The sequence below is a fragment of the Streptomyces beijiangensis genome (genome assembly GCF_017315755.1).
In the GTDB taxonomy this organism is placed as follows: Bacteria; Actinomycetota; Actinomycetes; order Streptomycetales; family Streptomycetaceae; genus Streptomyces; species Streptomyces beijiangensis.
The window spans coordinates 1-15711 of sequence record NZ_JAFLRJ010000134.1; the positions used below are offsets into that span (position 1 = coordinate 1).

At 69.5% G+C, this 15711-nt stretch carries 15 protein-coding genes; 8 read left to right on the forward strand and 7 right to left on the reverse strand.

The genetic code is table 11. The features are described 5' to 3' along the window. Positions 1 to 59 precede the first annotated feature (59 nt). A complete protein-coding gene (locus tag J0695_RS14850; protein ID WP_242552680.1) occupies positions 60 to 524 on the reverse strand; it encodes an NADH-quinone oxidoreductase subunit A in 465 nt (154 codons plus the stop codon). Positions 525 to 670: 146 nt separating this feature from the next. Between J0695_RS14850 and J0695_RS14855 the strand changes: the two genes are divergently transcribed. Both J0695_RS14855 and J0695_RS14860 read left to right on the forward strand, forming a co-directional pair. After that, positions 671 to 1846: a sensor histidine kinase gene (locus tag J0695_RS14855; protein WP_206962500.1), complete on the forward strand. Its 1176-nt coding sequence runs from the start codon at positions 671 to 673 to the stop codon at positions 1844 to 1846. A 130-nt stretch (positions 1847 to 1976) separates the two neighbouring features. Next, entirely contained in the window at positions 1977 to 3287 is a 1311-nt protein-coding gene (locus J0695_RS14860; protein ID WP_242552681.1) for a sensor histidine kinase, read from the forward strand. On the opposite strand, the gene J0695_RS14865 is transcribed toward J0695_RS14860, so the two are convergent. Beyond that, positions 3284 to 4660, reverse strand: a complete 1377-nt coding sequence (locus J0695_RS14865; RefSeq protein ID WP_206962502.1) for a low temperature requirement protein A — start codon at positions 4658 to 4660, stop codon at positions 3284 to 3286. The genes J0695_RS14860 and J0695_RS14865 overlap by 4 nt on opposite strands. A gap of 145 nt (positions 4661 to 4805) precedes the next feature. Here J0695_RS14865 and J0695_RS14870 point away from each other — a divergent pair, with 145 nt between their 5' ends. The 3 genes from J0695_RS14870 (at position 4806) to J0695_RS14880 (ending at position 8704) form a co-directional block, all read left to right on the forward strand. After that, entirely contained in the window at positions 4806 to 5465 is a 660-nt protein-coding gene (locus J0695_RS14870) for a response regulator transcription factor (RefSeq protein WP_206962513.1), read from the forward strand. A 250-nt stretch (positions 5466 to 5715) separates the two neighbouring features. Then, entirely contained in the window at positions 5716 to 7653 is a 1938-nt protein-coding gene (locus J0695_RS14875; RefSeq protein WP_206962503.1) for a 2-oxoacid:acceptor oxidoreductase subunit alpha, read from the forward strand. Continuing rightward, complete coding sequence (locus J0695_RS14880; protein ID WP_206962504.1) at positions 7646 to 8704, forward strand: 2-oxoacid:ferredoxin oxidoreductase subunit beta; 1059 nt, start codon at positions 7646 to 7648, stop codon at positions 8702 to 8704. Before J0695_RS14875 ends, J0695_RS14880 begins: the two co-directional genes overlap by 8 nt. A 37-nt stretch (positions 8705 to 8741) precedes the next feature. Here the strand turns inward: J0695_RS14880 and J0695_RS14885 are convergent, their stop codons facing one another. Continuing rightward, positions 8742 to 9101, reverse strand: a complete 360-nt coding sequence (locus J0695_RS14885) for a winged helix-turn-helix transcriptional regulator (protein ID WP_307798629.1) — start codon at positions 9099 to 9101, stop codon at positions 8742 to 8744. A gap of 127 nt (positions 9102 to 9228) precedes the next feature. Between J0695_RS14885 and J0695_RS14890 the strand changes: the two genes are divergently transcribed. Both J0695_RS14890 and rarD read left to right on the forward strand, forming a co-directional pair. After that, positions 9229 to 10080, forward strand: coding sequence for an SDR family oxidoreductase (locus J0695_RS14890; protein ID WP_206962506.1), 852 nt, complete (start codon positions 9229 to 9231; stop codon positions 10078 to 10080). Positions 10081 to 10224: 144 nt separating this feature from the next. Then, positions 10225 to 11127, forward strand: coding sequence for an EamA family transporter RarD (rarD, locus tag J0695_RS14895; RefSeq protein ID WP_242552683.1), 903 nt, complete (start codon positions 10225 to 10227; stop codon positions 11125 to 11127). Here rarD and J0695_RS14900 read toward each other — a convergent pair. After that, entirely contained in the window at positions 11105 to 12556 is a 1452-nt protein-coding gene (locus tag J0695_RS14900; RefSeq protein ID WP_206962508.1) for an MFS transporter, read from the reverse strand. The two genes, rarD and J0695_RS14900, sit on opposite strands and share 23 nt — an antisense overlap. A 112-nt stretch (positions 12557 to 12668) precedes the next feature. On the opposite strand from J0695_RS14900, the gene J0695_RS14905 reads away from it, so the two are divergent. Next, positions 12669 to 13118 carry a winged helix-turn-helix transcriptional regulator gene (locus tag J0695_RS14905; RefSeq protein WP_206962509.1) on the forward strand — a complete coding sequence of 150 codons (450 nt, stop codon included), beginning with the start codon at positions 12669 to 12671 and terminating at the stop codon, positions 13116 to 13118. A 9-nt stretch (positions 13119 to 13127) separates the two neighbouring features. Here the strand turns inward: J0695_RS14905 and J0695_RS14910 are convergent, their stop codons facing one another. The 3 genes from J0695_RS14910 to J0695_RS14920 all read right to left on the reverse strand — a co-directional run bounded on the left by J0695_RS14910 (position 13128) and on the right by J0695_RS14920 (position 15683). Then, positions 13128 to 13715 carry a TetR/AcrR family transcriptional regulator gene (locus J0695_RS14910; RefSeq protein ID WP_206962510.1) on the reverse strand — a complete coding sequence of 196 codons (588 nt, stop codon included), beginning with the start codon at positions 13713 to 13715 and terminating at the stop codon, positions 13128 to 13130. 170 nt (positions 13716 to 13885) lie between these two features. After that, positions 13886 to 14758, reverse strand: coding sequence for an ABC transporter permease (locus tag J0695_RS14915; RefSeq protein WP_206962511.1), 873 nt, complete (start codon positions 14756 to 14758; stop codon positions 13886 to 13888). Beyond that, the gene (locus tag J0695_RS14920; protein ID WP_206962514.1) at positions 14745 to 15683 is read right to left on the reverse strand and encodes an ABC transporter ATP-binding protein; all 939 of its coding nucleotides are present in this window, start codon (positions 15681 to 15683) and stop codon (positions 14745 to 14747) included. Before J0695_RS14920 ends, J0695_RS14915 begins: the two co-directional genes overlap by 14 nt. Positions 15684 to 15711 lie beyond the last annotated feature (28 nt).

Consider the following 15711-nt stretch of genomic DNA (forward strand, 5'->3'; position numbering starts at 1 on the left):
GTCGACAGGGGCCATGGCGGGGGGCACGGCGGGGGTCACGTCCGGAGTCACGTCAGGGGTCACGTCCATTCGAGGACGCCCTTCTTGTATGCGTAGAGCAGGCCGACGGCCAGGAAGCCGAGGAAGATGAACATCTCGACCAGCGTGGCCGCCCCGTATCCGGGCGCGGCGAATACCGTCGCCCACGGGAAGAGGAAGATCGAGTCGACGGCGAAGATGACGTACAGGAAGGCGTAGACGTAGTAGCGGACCTGGGTGTGCGCCCAGCCCTCGCCGACGGGGTCGACTCCGCACTCGTACGTCATCAGTTTCTCGGGCGTCGGCACGACGGGCCGCAGCAGCCGTCCGGCCCCGAAGGCCACGGCCACGAACAGCACCCCGAGGACGGCGAGCAGCCCGACGACCGAGTAGCTGTGGAAATAGCCCGCGTCCCCTGAAGCTGTCGCTGCCCCCGCCGCGAGAACGGCTCGTTCCACCACGTCCGCCCCCGCTCCCTGCGCCGCCCGCTCGGCGTGCTGCGACATGTTCGACGATCTGTACGCACGGGAGTCTAGGCCCTGCTAAAGACTCGGTAAGCAGCCGTGCCACAGCAAGGGTGGGGTTATCCCTACTTCCGGCCCACCCAGCTGCCCCATGGCATCCATCTGGCCGGACCGGCAGTCTTGGAGACATGACCGTGGACAACTTCCGCTCGCACGACTCCGAGCGGCCCCCGCCTGCACGATTCGCTTTCGACCGGCACACCTGGAAGGAGATCGCCCATCTTCTGATCAATCTCCCGGTGTCCCTGATCGGTTTTGTTTACGTCGTGTTCATGGTTGCCACAGGTGGCGGCCTGTCCGTGACGGTCATCGGGCTGCCGCTGCTCGCCTTCGGCCTGCTCGGCGCGCGCCAGCTCGGCAAGGCGGAGCGGGCCAGGGCGCGGGCGCTCCTCGGCGTACGGGTCGACGAGCCGAGCCCCATCCCGGTCCGGCGCGGCAACGGTTTCTTCCCCTGGCTGTGGGCGAGCCTGAAGGACCCGGTGGGCTGGCGGACGGTGCTGTACGAATTCATCCGGTTGCCCTGGGGCGTACTGACCTTCACCATCACGCTGGCCGGCCTCTTCGTCCTGTGGCCGGTGCTCCCCTTCATCGCGCGCGGACTGACCAACGTCGACCGTGCGATGGTCCGCGCCCTGCTCTCGCCCTCCGACGAACTGGAGCGCAGGATCGCCGAACTGGAGTCGGACCGGGGCGTCGTGGTCGACCACGCCGCCGCCGACCTGCGCCGTATCGAACGCGATCTGCACGACGGCGCACAGGCCAGGCTCGTCGCCCTCGCGATGGGTCTCGGTCTGGCCAAGGAGAAGTTCCTGGAGGACCCGGAGGCCGCGGCGACCATGGTCGGCGAGGCGCACGGCGAGGTGAAGCTGGCGCTTCAGGAGCTGCGCGACCTGGCCCGCGGGATCCACCCGGCCGTCCTCACCGACCGGGGCCTGGACGCGGCGCTCTCCGCGATCGCCTCGCGGTGCACGGCTCCGGTGAAGGTGACCATCGATCTGACCGAGCGGCCGGCCGAGGCCATCGAGGGCATCGCGTACTTCACCGTCTCCGAGCTCCTGCAGAACGTCAGCAAGCACGCCAGGGCGCGCAACGCGTCCGTCGACGTCTGGCGGACCACGGACAGGCTGCTGATCCAGGTCCAGGACGACGGACAGGGCGGCGCGAGCCTGGACGGCGGCACCGGCATGGCGGGACTCGCGGACCGCCTCGGGGCGGTGGACGGGCTCTTCGTGCTCGACTCCCCCGTCGGCGGGCCGACCACGGTCACCGCCGAGCTGCCGTGGCGCGACCGCGGCAAGGCGTAGCAGCGGGCCGGTCCACAGCACGGGGGTGGGGGAAACCCCCGGTCGAAGACGGGTCTGCACCTCATGGTCCGTGGCGAGCGGGCCCAGCACGATGGATACAGACAGCGGACGAGAAGAAACGGACCACGCCATGGCTACGGATTACGTCACCCAGAGGCAGGCACACCGCCTGCCCACGGCGCTGCGCGCACCGTTCGAGGCCCGCACCTGGCGCGAGTTCGGCTACCTGCTGCTCTCCCTGCCGATCAGCATCGTGATGTTCACGCTCTCGATCACGCTGTTCTCGGTGGGCGTCGGGATGGCCGTCACCTTCATCGGCATCCCGATCCTCGCCGGCTGCCTCGCCATGGGCCGCGGTTTCGGCGCCATGGAGCGGGCGCGGGCGCGCGGGCTGCTGAAGGTGGAGATGGCGGACCCGGCGCCGCTGCGCTCCAGGACCGGCGGCCCGATGTCCTGGGTGGGCGCGGTCCTCAAGAGCGGCGCCTCCTGGCGTCATCTGCTCTACTCGCTGCTGCACTTCCCGTGGGCCACGTTCGCCTTCTCCGTCGCCATGGCCTTCATGTGGTGGGGCTGGGGCCTCTTCACGTACCCGCTGTGGCAGTGGGTCTTCCCGATGTACGCGGGCCAGTCCGGTCTGCAGCTGTACGGCGACGACACCCACAACGTCTACCTCAACAACCCCTTCGAGATCGGCCTCACCAGCGTCGTCGGTCTCCTCTTCGTTCTCGCCTCCCCCTGGGTCATCAGGGCCCTGACCACCGTCGACCGGCTGATGGTGACCAGCCTGCTCGGCCCGTCCCGCCTAGACAGCCGGGTCACCGAACTCGAGTCGGACCGGGGCGTCGTGGTCGACACGGCCGCCGCCGACCTGCGCCGGATCGAGCGCGATCTGCACGACGGCGCACAGGCCAGGCTCGTCGCCCTCGCGATGGACCTCGGGCTCGCCAAGGAGAAGCTGACGCAGGACCCCGAGGCGGCCGCGAAGATGGTCGACGAGGCGCACGGCGAAGTGAAGGTCGCCCTGCAGGAGCTGCGCGACCTGGCCCGCGGGATCCACCCGGCGGTCCTCACCGACCGGGGCCTGGACGCGGCGCTGTCCGCGGTGGCCTCGCGGTGCACGGTGCCGGTGCAGGTGGAGGTCGATCTGCCGTACCGGCCCGCCGCCGCCATCGAGGGCATCGCGTACTTCACCGTCTCCGAGCTCCTGCAGAACATCTCCAAGCACGCACAGGCGACCCGGGCGACCGTGGACGTCTGGCGGGTGGACGACCGCGTCATGCTCGTGGTCACCGACGACGGCCAGGGCGGCGCCGACACCACGGCGGGCAGCGGCCTCGCCGGTCTGGCCGAGCGGCTGGACTCGGTGGACGGGCTCCTCGTGGTCGACTCCCCCATCGGCGGGCCGACCACGGTCACGGCCCAACTCCCCTGGCGGGGCTAGTCGTTCCGGTCCACGTCGTTCCGGTCCACGTCGGACCGGGACCTCGTGGACCGGCGTTCGTACGTCAGCAGGATGTGCACGCCGAGCACCAGCAGCCAGACCACGCCGGCAGGACCCCAGTCCCCCGCTCTTCCCGCCACCAGCGCCACCACCGGCGGAAAGAGCAGCGTGACGGCGGCGACCGCCCGCCAGCGGCCGTCGCGGCCCGAGCACACCCCCGCGAGCAGGGCGATCGCCAGGACCAGCGTCATGGAGCCGCACATCAGCCAGAGCGCGCGCTTCGGCAGTACGTCGTCGGAGTGGCTCACCGCGTCGCCGAGCGAGGCGGCGAGCGCGGCCAGCGCGCCTGCGGTGAAGCAGTGCAGCGGCAGGATCAGCCGGGCGGGCAGGGCGTCGGCGGAGAGCATCGGGACGCCGTACGCACCGAAGCGCAACAGCAGCGACCAGAGGGACAGCAGCAGGAAGAACGCGCCGATCGCCACCCCGTACAGCGCGAAGTCCCAGGTCACCTCGGAGGCCGCCTCGACCGCCTGGGCCACGGACTCGCCGAGCACGATCAGCACGAACAGGCCGAGCCGCTCGCTGAGATGGCTCTGGTCGGAACGGGCCGCCGTCGGCAGCGGCCTCGGCCCGCCGGGACCGCCCCGGCCCTCGCCGGGGCCGCGCAGGCCGCTGGTCGGCCCTGTCCTGTCGTGCCGGCCGCTCTGCCCGCTCCGCTCCTTCTCCTCCTTCTCCTCCTCCTTCTGCACCTGGCTGCGCGCTTCGATCCGTTCCTCCAACTCGTCCCGCACCGCGTCGACACGCCTCAGCATCGAACTGCTGGAGTAGGCGAAGGTCACCCCGAGGTCGATGAGCAGCCCGGCCGCCCACAGCCAGTACCGCAGCGGTGCGTCGCACCAGATCGACGCCACCCAGGGCATCACCCCCAGCGAGAGCTGGGCGACCGGCCAGTCCACGACGATCTCGCCGCGCCGCCGCCAGGCGTGCTCGGCAAGCAGCCGGGTCGCCACGTAGGCGATCGCGAAGGCTGGAGCGTGGTTCTCGCGGACGCCGGGGACGGCCGCGGCCATCACGGCCAGGCCGAACATCCCGATGCGCATGGTCCGCATCCGCAGCTGGTCGCCGGCCGTGTTGCCGTACATCGTGAAGCACATCCACGCCGTCCAGAAGGCGAGGAAGAGCAGGGCGTAGAGGCCCACGTCCGCCAACTCGGGTGCGCCGTGCAGCAGATGGGCGAGCTGCGCGACCCCGGCCACCGCGATCAGGTCGAAGAACAGCTCCAGCCAGGAGGCATGACGCTCGGCCGCCGCCTCGGTGCTCTGCCCCGCGTTCGCCGTATCCGCTGTGTCCGCTGTGTCCGCCGCGTCAGCCATGCGGGAAGTATCGGGCAGACCCCCCTATTCCTGGCCGGATTCCAGGCGCGTCGGCGCACACGGGTCCGGATGCTGGGATGCTGTACGCGCAAACGCGGGGCGGGATCAATCAACAACTGGGGGCAGAAGCGTCGTGGAGGACAGAGTGCGGGTCGTCATCGCCGAGGATTCAGTACTGCTTCGGGAGGGACTGACCCGACTGCTGACCGATCTCGGTCACGATGTCGTCGCGGGGGTCGGGGACGCGGATGCGCTGATCAAGACGATCGCGGAGTTCGCGGACCAGCAGGCGCTGCCGGACGTGGTGGTCGCGGACGTACGGATGCCGCCGACGCACACCGACGAGGGCGTGCGGGCCGCGGTGAAGCTGCGCAAGGACTACCCCGGGATCGGGGTGCTCGTGCTGTCGCAGTACGTCGAGGAGCAGTACGCCACCGAGCTGCTCGCCGGGTCCAGCCGGGGCGTCGGCTATCTGCTGAAGGACCGTGTCGCCGAGGTGCGCGAGTTCGTGGACGCGGTGGTGCGTGTCGCGAAGGGCGGCACCGCGCTCGACCCTGAGGTCGTGGCACAGCTGCTCGGGCGCAGCCGCAAGCAGGACGTGCTGGCCAGGCTGACGCCGCGCGAGCGCGAGGTACTGGGCCTGATGGCCGAGGGGCGTACGAACTCAGCCGTGGCCAAGCAGCTGGTGGTGAGCGACGGGGCGGTCGAGAAGCATGTGAGCAACATTTTCCTGAAGCTCGGGCTCTCGCCGAGTGACGGGGATCACCGACGGGTACTCGCGGTGCTGACCTACCTGAACTCCTGACGATCTGACAACCTGTCAGATCTCCAGGTCGGGACCGGAGGCCTAGAACCAAAGGATGAATGCACAGCGTCTTACTTGAGGGGCCGGGGGGCGGTCGAATCATGACAGACCAGGGCAATGGGACGTCTCAAAAGTGCGTCCACCCTATGAGCCGTCCGGGGAAGGTGACCCTTACCGACGTAGGGTGGACCGAGGTGTGGCCGGTTGCCCGGTCCCGTCCGAAGAGCCGCCTCGAGGGAGGTCCAGTTCAGTGACCAGCCAGGTCAGTAGCCCAGCCGAGCAGGCCGACGGAGCAAATGAGGCCGTCGTCGGGGAACAGCGCAAGCCTTCAGGGGCAAAAGAGGTGCGCCAACTCGACCGGGTGATCATCCGGTTCGCGGGTGATTCCGGTGACGGGATGCAGCTCACGGGGGACCGGTTCACTTCGGAGACGGCGTCGTTTGGCAACGATCTGTCGACGCTGCCGAATTTCCCGGCCGAGATCCGAGCGCCCGCGGGAACGCTGCCGGGTGTGTCCAGTTTTCAGCTGCACTTCGCCGACCACGACATCCTCACCCCCGGCGACGCGCCCAACGTGCTGGTCGCGATGAACCCCGCCGCACTGCGGGCGAACATCGAGGATCTGCCGCGCGGGGCCGAGATCATCGTCAACACCGACGAGTTCACCAAGCGGCCGATGGCAAAGGTGGGGTATGCGACCTCACCCCTGGAGGACGGCTCGCTGGAGGCGTTCCGGGTCCATCCGGTGGCGTTGACGTCGATGACGATCGAGGCGCTGAAGGACTTCGGGCTCTCCCGCAAGGAGGCCGAGCGGTCCAAGAACATGTTCGCGCTGGGGCTGCTGTCCTGGATGTACCACCGCCCGACCGAGGGCACGGAGAAGTTCCTGCGGACCAAGTTCGCCAGGAAGCCGCAGATCGCCGAGGCGAACGTCGCGGCCTTCAGGGCGGGGTGGAACTTCGGCGAGACCACCGAGGACTTCGCCGTGTCCTACGAGGTCGCCCCGGCCACCTCCGCCTTCCCGGCCGGCACCTACCGCAACATCTCGGGGAACCTGGCCCTGTCGCTGGGGCTGATCGCGGCCGGCCGGCAGGCGGATCTCCCGCTGTATCTGGGCTCCTACCCCATCACCCCGGCTTCCGACATTCTGCATGAGCTGAGCCGGCACAAGAATTTCGGTGTGCGGACCTTCCAGGCCGAGGACGAGATCGCGGGCATCGGCGCGGCGCTCGGGGCGGCCTTCGGCGGCTCGCTCGGCGTGACGACCACCTCGGGTCCGGGGGTGGCGCTGAAGTCCGAGGCGATCGGGCTCGCGGTCTCCCTGGAACTGCCGCTGCTGATCATCGACATCCAGCGCGGCGGGCCCTCGACCGGGCTGCCCACCAAGACCGAACAGGCGGACCTGCTGCAGGCCATGTACGGGCGCAACGGCGAGGCCCCGGTGCCGGTGATCGCACCGAAGACGCCCGGCGACTGCTTCGACGCGGCGATCGATGCGGTGAGGATCGCGCTGACCTACCGCACCCCGGTCTTCCTGCTGTCGGACGGGTATCTGGCCAACGGCTCCGAGCCGTGGCGGGTTCCCGAGACCGATGAACTGCCCGACCTGCGGGTCCAGTTCGCCAGTGGCCCCAACCATGAGCTGGCGGACGGCACCGAGGTGTTCTGGCCCTACAAGCGCGACCCGAAAACCCTGGCCCGCCCCTGGGCGGTGCCCGGCACGCCGGGGCTGGAGCACCGGATCGGCGGCATCGAGAAGCAGGACGGCACGGGCAACATCAGCTATGACCCGGCCAACCATGACTTCATGGTCCGCACCCGCCAGGCCAAGATCGACAACATTGAGGTCCCCGACCTTGAGGTCGACGACCCGCATGGCGCCAAAACCCTGGTCCTGGGCTGGGGTTCGACCTTCGGCCCGATCAGCGCGGCGGTCCGCAGGCTCCGCGTGGAGGGCAAGCCGATCGCGCAGGCCCATCTGCGCCACCTCAACCCCTTCCCGAGGAATCTCGGAGAGGTCCTGAAGCGTTACGAGCATGTGGTCGTCCCCGAGATGAACCTCGGTCAGCTGGCCACCCTCATCCGGGCGAAGTATCTGGTCGACGCGATCAGTTACAACCAGGTCAACGGCATGCCGTTCAAGGCCGAGCAGCTGGCCACGGCTCTCAAGGAGGCCATTGATGACTGAGGTGATCGAGGCACTGTCGCTGGTGCCCAAGGCCGAGGCCAAGCAGTCCATGAAGGACTTCAAGTCCGATCAGGAAGTGCGCTGGTGCCCCGGCTGCGGGGATTACGCGGTGCTGGCCGCCGTGCAGGGCTTCATGCCCGAGCTCGGACTGGCGAAGGAGAACATCGTCTTCGTCTCCGGGATCGGCTGCTCCTCCCGCTTCCCGTACTACATGAACACCTACGGGATGCACTCCATCCACGGCCGCGCCCCCGCCATCGCCACCGGACTCGCCTCCTCCCGCCGCGACCTGTCGGTATGGGTCGTGACCGGCGACGGTGATGCGCTGTCCATCGGCGGCAACCACCTCATCCACGCACTGCGCCGCAACGTCAACCTGAAAATCCTGCTGTTCAACAACCGGATCTACGGACTGACCAAGGGCCAATACTCGCCCACCTCCGAGGTCGGCAAGATCACCAAGTCGACCCCGATGGGCTCCCTCGACGCCCCCTTCAACCCCGTCTCCCTCGCGATCGGCGCCGAAGCGAGCTTCGTGGCCCGCACCGTGGACTCCGACCGCAAGCACCTCACCTCGGTGCTGCGGGCGGCGGCCGAGCACCAGGGCACCGCGCTCATCGAGATCTACCAGAACTGCAACATCTTCAACGACGGTGCCTTCGAAGTCCTCAAGGACAAGCAGCAGGCCGAAGAAGCCGTCATCCGCCTCGAACACGGCCAGCCGATCCGCTTCGGCGCCGACAACTCGAAGGGTGTCGTGCGCGACCAGGCCACCGGCGACCTGAAAGTCATCGCGGTCACCGAGCAGAACGCGTCGCAGATCCTCATCCACGACGCGCACACCACGTCCCCCACCACGGCGTTCGCGCTCTCGCGCCTCGCCGACCCCGACACCCTGCACCACACCCCCATCGGTGTCTTCCGCTCCGTCGACCGCCCCGTCTACGACACCCAGATGTCCGACCAACTCGAAGCCGCCATCGAGCAGAAGGGCAAGGGCGACCTCGCCACCCTGCTGGCCGGCAACGACACCTGGACGGTCGTCGGCTAGCGCAAGTCCGCCGCTCGACCCGGGCCCGGATCTCTTCTCAGGAGGAGGTCCGGGTCTCGTCGTATGCCTTGCGCGCCTCGACGACAGCCGCCATCCGCCGGTCCGTCCACAGTGCCAGCGCCTTGACCTGCCCGGCCGCCTCCTCGCCGAGCGCGGTGAGCGAGTAGTCCACGCGCGGCGGGATGACGGGCTTGGCGTCACGGTGGACGAAGCCGTCGCGCTCCAGCGTCTGGAGGGTCTGGGCCAGCATCTTCTCGCTGACGCGCCCGACATGGCGGCGGAGCTCGCTGAAGCGGTACGAGCGCTCCTGCAGGGCGATCAGCACCAGCACGCCCCAGCGGGTGGTGACGTGCTCAAGGACGAGGCGCTGGGGACACATGTCCTCGGCGGCGGTCATACGCAGAACTGAGTCACTAACGGCCATGCCAGTACCTTACTTCAAAGTGGGTACTATCCAAAAGATAGTGCCCACCGTAGGGTTAGCTCCAGAAGGCAGCGAAAGCCAAGAAACAGGAGAAAACCCCATGAGCATCGTCGTCACCGGAGCCACCGGATCCCTCGGCCGTCTCGTCATCGACGAGCTCCTCGCCCGGGTCCCCGCCGACCAGGTCGCCGCGGTCGTACGCAACAAGGACAAGGCCGCCGACCGCGCCGACCGCGGCGTCGAGCTGCGCATCGCCGACTACAACGCCCCCGAGACCCTGGCCGGCGCCTTCCGCTCCGGCGACCGCGTGCTCCTCATCTCCGGATCCGAGGTCGGCCGCCGCGTTGCGCAGCACACCGCCGTGATCGAGGCGGCGAAGGCGGCGGGCGTGGCCCAGCTCGCGTACACCGGCATCCTCGGCGGACCCGACGCCGACTTCGACCTGGCCGACGAGCACAAGGCCACCGAGCAGCTCATCCTGGACTCCGGGCTCCCCCACACCTTCCTGCGCAACGGCTGGTACACCGAGAACTACACCGCCAACCTCGCCCCGGTCCTGGCCCACGGCGCCGTCGTCGCCAACGCCGGCGAGGGCCGCGTCGCCTCCGCCACCCGCGGGGATTACGCAGCCGCCGCGGCCGCCGTCCTCGTCTCGGACGGCCACATCGGCACGGCGTACGAGCTGAGCGGCGACACCGCCTGGTCGCTGGCCGAGTACGCCGCCGAGATCGCGAAGGCCTCCGGCAAGGAGATCGCGTACAACAACGTCCCGGCCTCCGTGCACCAGGAGATCCTCGTCGGCGCGGGCGTCCCCGAGGCCTTCGCCGCGATCCTCGTCGACGTCGACCAGGCCATCGGGCGCGGCCGCCTCGCCGGAACCAGCGGTGACCTGGCCCGTCTCATCGGCCGCCCGACGACCCCGCTCGCCACCACGGTCGCCGCCGCCCTGTAATGACCGTATAGCGATACGGGCATGACAGCTGGGCCCTCCTCCCGCTACCGTCATTCGGCTGGCGGACACTGAAAAAGGGGAGGGCCCGTGAAGGGAATCACCGGCGAGCGCGCAGGATTCCTGAACGGCGCGGCCGCATATGTGATGTGGGGCCTGGTCCCCCTGTTCTGGCCGCTCCTCAAGCCGTCCGGCGCGATGGAGATCCTCGCCCACCGGATGGTCTGGTCGCTCGGGGTCGTCGCGATCGCCCTGCTCGTCATGCGGCGCTGGGCCTGGATCGGCGAGCTGGTACGCCAGCCGAAGCGCCTGGGCCTGATCGCCGTCGCGGCCACCGTCATCAGCGTCAACTGGGGCGGCTACATCTGGGCCGTCAACAACGGCCGGGTCGTCGAGGCCTCGCTCGGCTACTTCATCAACCCGCTGGTCACCATCGCCATGGGCGTTCTGCTCCTCGGCGAGCGCCTCCGCCCCGCCCAGTGGATCGCGGTCTCCACCGGCGCCGCAGCCGTCCTGGTCCTCGCGATCGGATACGGGCAGCCGCCCTGGATCTCCCTGATGCTGGCCTTCTCCTTCGCCACGTACGGCCTGGTGAAGAAGAAGGTCAACCTCGGCGGCCTCGAATCCCTCGCCGCCGAGACCGCCATCCAGTTCCTCCCGGCCCTCGCCTATCTGCTCTTCCTGGGCACGAGCGGCGAGGCCACCTTCGGCACCCCCGCGCACGGCGCGCTCCTCGCAGCGACCGGTCTGGTCACCGCGATCCCCCTGGTCTGCTTCGGCGCGGCGGCGATCCGGGTGCCGCTCTCCACGCTCGGGCTGCTGCAGTACCTGGCGCCGGTCTTCCAGTTCGGGCTCGGCATCCTGTACTTCCACGAGGCGATGCCGCCCGAGCGCTGGGCCGGGTTCGCCCTGGTCTGGCTGGCCCTGACGATCCTGACCTGGGACGCCCTGCGCAACGCGCACCGCAACAGGGCGCGGGCCGCACACCTCTCGGCGCAGGCCCCCGCCGCTGCCGCCGCCACGGCCGCTAGCCGCGAACCGGCTGCCTGACCTCGTCGGCCACTGCCCCGGCCACCACCTTCGTCACCTTCGTACGGCGGTTCCGCAGCCCCAGCGCCGTCACCACCGCGCCCAGGACCGCCATCGCCAGGGGCACGCCCAGCGCCGTGCGGAAGGCGTCGAGCGTCTCCCCCGGCCCAGGGTCACCGGCCGGCAGCGCCAGTCCGTACACCGCGGTCACCGCCGAGATACCGACCGCCGAGCCGAACTGTGTCGCGGTGTTCAGCAGCCCGCCCGCAAGCCCCTGCTCCTCCTCCGCGACCCCGTCGGTCGCGGCGATCGTCAGCGGCCCGTACGCCAGCGCGAAGCCCGTGCCGACCAGGACGAAGACGGGGAACATCGCGGCGTACGACCACTCCAGGCCGATCTGGAGGAAGGTCCCGTACGCGAGGATCGCGGCCAGGAACCCGCCCAGGATCACCCGGGTGTTGCCGTATCCGGCCACCAGCCGCGGGGTGAGCGTCGGCGCGAGTACGGCGTCGATGCCCAGGACGAACAGCGCGAAGGCCGTCTGCAGCGACGACCAGCCGCGCAGCTCCTGCAGATAGAGGGTCGCCACGAACTGGAAGCCGAAGAAGGCGCCGACGAAGAGCATCGCGCCGAGCCCGGCCCTGACGACCGATCCCGTACGGAAGATCCCGAGCCGTACCAGCGGCGCCTCGGTGCGCCGCTCGACGGCGACGAACGCCGCGATCAGCAGGAGCCCCGCGAGGACGGCCGCCAGGGTCAACTGCCAGCCCTGGGTGCCGTGTTCGAGCCGTACGATCCCATACGCCAGCAGCAGCATCGCCCCTGCGGCGACGGCCGCCCCCGGCAGGTCGAAGCCCTTCTTCGTCCTGACGGTCCTGACGGTCCTGGCGGCCCGCTCCGCCGGCACGATGCGTACGGCCGCCACGAGGATCGCCCCGGCCAGCACCACCGGCGCGAAGAAGACCCACCGCCAGCCGAACTCGGTCAGCACCCCGCCGATGACCAGACCGAGCGAGAAGCCCCCGGCAGCGGTCCCCGCGAAGACGAGGAGCGCCTTGTTGCGCTGGGGACCCTCGGCGTACGAGGTGGTGATGATCGACAGCGCGGCGGGGGTCATGAAGGCCGCGGCGACGCCGGTCACGAAGCGGGCGACGATCAGCATCCAGCCCTCGGTGGCGAAGCCGCCCAGACCGGAGAAGCCCACGAAGACCGCGAGCCAGGTCAGGAACATCCGGCGGCGGCCGAGGAGATCGGCCGCCCGCCCGCCGAGCAGGGTGAAGCCCGCATAGCCGAGGACGTACGCACTCATCACCCAGGCCGCCGTGCCCGTCGGCAGCTCCAGATCCGATCTGATCGAGGGGATCGCGACGGAGAGCATCGCCACGTCGATGCCCTCCAGGAAGATCGTGCCGCTGAGGACGAGAAGCAGGGCCCAAGCGCGTGCGGACATGGTTTTCGGCATGACTGTCTCCTGTGAAGTGCCGTGCGGGAATGGGTGGTTACTCTGCCGGGGGTCGGTTCCCTCTTGTAACCACTCAGATCCTGCGGCAGCATCGGCAGACATGGAAGAAGGCACTTTGAAGTCACCGGGGCACTGTGAAGTGACCACCGGCCAGGCCGACGAGTACGGCGACACCGACCCGTACCAGTGGGACGCCCGCGAGGACTGCGAGGTGCGCCAGATCCTCGACCGGGTGGCCGACAAATGGTCCCTGCTTGTCATCGCCCTGCTCGACCGCCGCGTCTGGCGCTTCAGCGAGCTGCGCCGCGAGATCGACGGCATCAGCCAGCGGATGCTGACCGTGACGCTGCGCCAGCTGGAGCGCGACGGACTGGTGAAGCGGACCGTGCATCCGGTCGTGCCGCCGCGCGTGGAGTACGAACTGACCGCGCTCGGCCGGACCCTGCACACCACGATCCGCTCGCTGGTCTCCTGGACCGAGCATCACCAGGGCGAGATCGCGGCGGCGCGCGCCGACTACGACGTGCGCGAGGCCGCGGTCCGGGCCTGACGCGAGCGGTCAGGCCGCGCCCAGGGAGCGCATGACATGGGCGATCAGCGTCACGATGCGCTCCCGCGTGTACGGCGGCCTGCGCAGGGTGTGGCGGTAGTACAGCGGCCCGTAGAAGAGTTCCACGGCCAGGTCGAGGTCGGCGTCGGGCGGGAGTTCGCCCTGCTCACGGGCGCGGCGCAGCCGGATCTTGGCAGCCTCCACGCGCGGGTTGATGAACTCCTCCTGGACAGCGCGGCACAGCTCGTCGTCGTACTGGATCTCGGTGAGGATGCCGGCGTACGCGGGTCCGAGCGGCGGGTTGGTGAGGAGCTTGACCACCGCGTGCATCTGGGTGCAGAGGTCGGCCGCGAGGTCGCCGGTGTCGGGGAACGGGGTCGTCATGACCACCGCGTTGTTGATCGCTTCGAGGAGGATCGCGCCCTTCGACGGCCACCAGCGGTAGATCGTCTTCTTGCTCACACCGGCCCGGGCTGCGATGGCCTCGACGGTGGTGCGGGCGTACCCCTTCTCCGTACAGAGATCGAGGGCGGCCGCGAGAATCGCCTGCCGTGACCGCTCGCTGCGGCGTGCGGGGTTGGGCGGAACACCGTTCACGCCGTGAGTCTATGGGGATGTCCTGGGGAGAACGATACGTAGCGTATTGACAGCGGAAGGTCAGGCTCCGACAATAAGCGCCGGGGAAACGGTACGTGTCGTGTCGAGCCGCGTCGGGGGACGGCTTCTCGCCACGACACGTACCCTCCCCGAACCCTTGCGCGCGCCTGTCAGGCGGCGATGTCCTTCGCCGTGAAGCGCGCCCAGGCCGCGGAGCCGAAGACGGCGGCGTACAGACCCTGAAGCCCCAGGTTCCTGAGGATCTGATCCCAGGAGACGGGCTCCCGCAGCAGGTCCGCGAAGGACAGCCAGTAGTGCGGGAAGAGATACGGATGGACCGCGTGCAGCTGCGGGATCTGGTCCACGATCTGCACGGTGATCAGCAGGCCCACCGTGGCCGCCATCGCCGCGATCCCGCTGTTGGTGAGCGTCGAGACGAAAAGCCCGAGAGTCGCTACTCCGATCAGTGACGCGGCGACCACGACCGCGATGAGGAAGGCCCGGCCGAGCCCCTCGGAGAGGGAGATCTGGGTGCCGGAGAGCGTGGTGACGTCGTCGAGCGGGAAGAGCACGGCGCCCGTGGCGAGCGCGGCCACGGCCACCACGAGGGTCGCGATCAGGCAGAACGTGAGCGTGGAGACGTACTTGGCGAAAAGCAGTCTCGTACGGCCCGCCGGGGCGACCAGGAGATAGCGCAGCGTGCCGGAGTTGGCCTCGCCGGCGATCGCGTCGCCCGCGATGACACCGACCGCCATCGGGAGGAAGACCGGGAGGGTGGCTGCGAGGGCGGCGAAGACCAGGAAGAGCCCGTTGTTGGTGATCTGGGCGATGAAGGCGGGGCCCTCGCCGTTGTTCGCGTTGCCGGCCGTACCGCCGCTGCCGGTCTCGATCTTGACGGCCACACCGATGAGGATCGGTACGGCGGCCAGACAGCCGAGCAGCGCGAGGGTGCGCCAGCGGGCGAGCGTGGTGGTGATCTCGGAGCGGAAGAGTCCCAGGGTGCGGAGCGCCCGGGGCGTGGCCCTCAGTTCAGCCTGCGACATCGAAGCCCTCCCCGGTCAGTGCCACGAAGGCGTCCTCCAGGCTCGCCCGCTCCATGCCGAAGGAGCGTACGCGGACACCGGCGTGGACGAGGGCCGCGTTGAGGTCCGCCAAGTCGCCTTCGCCCGGCGGGGGTTCGGCGGTGACGCGGTGGTCGGTGACGGTCAGGTCCGTGGCGCCGAGCTCTTTCAGTACCCGGGCGGCGTCTGCCGGGTCGGGCGTGGTGACGGCGAGCCGGCTGCGGGCCGCGAGTTCGGCGACCGGGCCCTGGACGATGAGGCGGCCCTGGGCCATCACGGCGGCATGCGTACAGACCTGCTCGATCTCGTCGAGGAGGTGGGAGGAGAGGAAGACGGTGGTGCCGTCGGCCGCCAACTCGCGGATGAGGGCGCGGATTTCCCGCATGCCCTGCGGGTCGAGGCCGTTGGTCGGCTCGTCCAGGACGAGGAGTTCGCGGGGCTGGAGGAGGGCCGCGGCGAGACCGAGGCGCTGCTTCATTCCGAGGGAGTACGCCTTGGACTTCTTGCCCGCCGCGGCGGTGAGCCCGACCCGGTCGAGGGCGGCCGCGACGCGGGTGCGGCGGGTGCGGGGGTCGGCTTCGGGGTCGGCCGAGTCGTACCTGATGAGGTTGTCCCTGCCGGAGAGGAAGCCGTAGAGGGCGGGGCCCTCGATGAGCGCGCCGACGCGGGGCAGGACGGTGCGGGATGCCTTCGGCATGGGGCGGCCGAGGAGGCTCGCGGTGCCGGAGGTCGGCGCGATGAGGCCCATGAGCATGCGGATGGTGGTGGTCTTGCCTGAGCCGTTGGGGCCCAGGAAGCCGAAGACGCTGTCGCGGGGGACGGTCAGGTCGAGCTGGTTCACCGCCAGTTGGCCGCCGCGGAACCGTTTGGTCAGACCTCGGGTCTCGATGGCGGGACCTTGGTGCATACGCAATCCCCTCCCCGGGGCTCCGCCC

Excerpts from the sequence above, each read along its gene's own strand:
- J0695_RS14865 (WP_206962502.1), bottom strand. The coding sequence starts at position 4,660 with ATGGCTGACGCGGCGGACACAGCGGACACAGCGGATACGGCGAACGCG.
- J0695_RS14860 (WP_242552681.1), top strand. The coding sequence starts at position 1,977 with ATGGCTACGGATTACGTCACCCAGAGGCAGGCACACCGCCTGCCCACG.
- J0695_RS14915 (WP_206962511.1), bottom strand. The coding sequence starts at position 14,758 with ATGTCGCAGGCTGAACTGAGGGCCACGCCCCGGGCGCTCCGCACCCTG.
- J0695_RS14885 (WP_307798629.1), bottom strand. The coding sequence starts at position 9,101 with ATGACCGCCGCCGAGGACATGTGTCCCCAGCGCCTCGTCCTTGAGCAC.
- J0695_RS14880 (WP_206962504.1), top strand. The coding sequence starts at position 7,646 with ATGACTGAGGTGATCGAGGCACTGTCGCTGGTGCCCAAGGCCGAGGCC.
- rarD (WP_242552683.1), top strand. The coding sequence starts at position 10,225 with ATGTGGGGCCTGGTCCCCCTGTTCTGGCCGCTCCTCAAGCCGTCCGGC.
- J0695_RS14855 (WP_206962500.1), top strand. The coding sequence starts at position 671 with ATGACCGTGGACAACTTCCGCTCGCACGACTCCGAGCGGCCCCCGCCT.
- J0695_RS14905 (WP_206962509.1), top strand. The coding sequence starts at position 12,669 with ATGGAAGAAGGCACTTTGAAGTCACCGGGGCACTGTGAAGTGACCACC.
- J0695_RS14920 (WP_206962514.1), bottom strand. The coding sequence starts at position 15,683 with ATGCACCAAGGTCCCGCCATCGAGACCCGAGGTCTGACCAAACGGTTC.
- J0695_RS14850 (WP_242552680.1), bottom strand. The coding sequence starts at position 524 with ATGTCGCAGCACGCCGAGCGGGCGGCGCAGGGAGCGGGGGCGGACGTG.
- J0695_RS14890 (WP_206962506.1), top strand. The coding sequence starts at position 9,229 with ATGAGCATCGTCGTCACCGGAGCCACCGGATCCCTCGGCCGTCTCGTC.
- J0695_RS14900 (WP_206962508.1), bottom strand. The coding sequence starts at position 12,556 with ATGTCCGCACGCGCTTGGGCCCTGCTTCTCGTCCTCAGCGGCACGATC.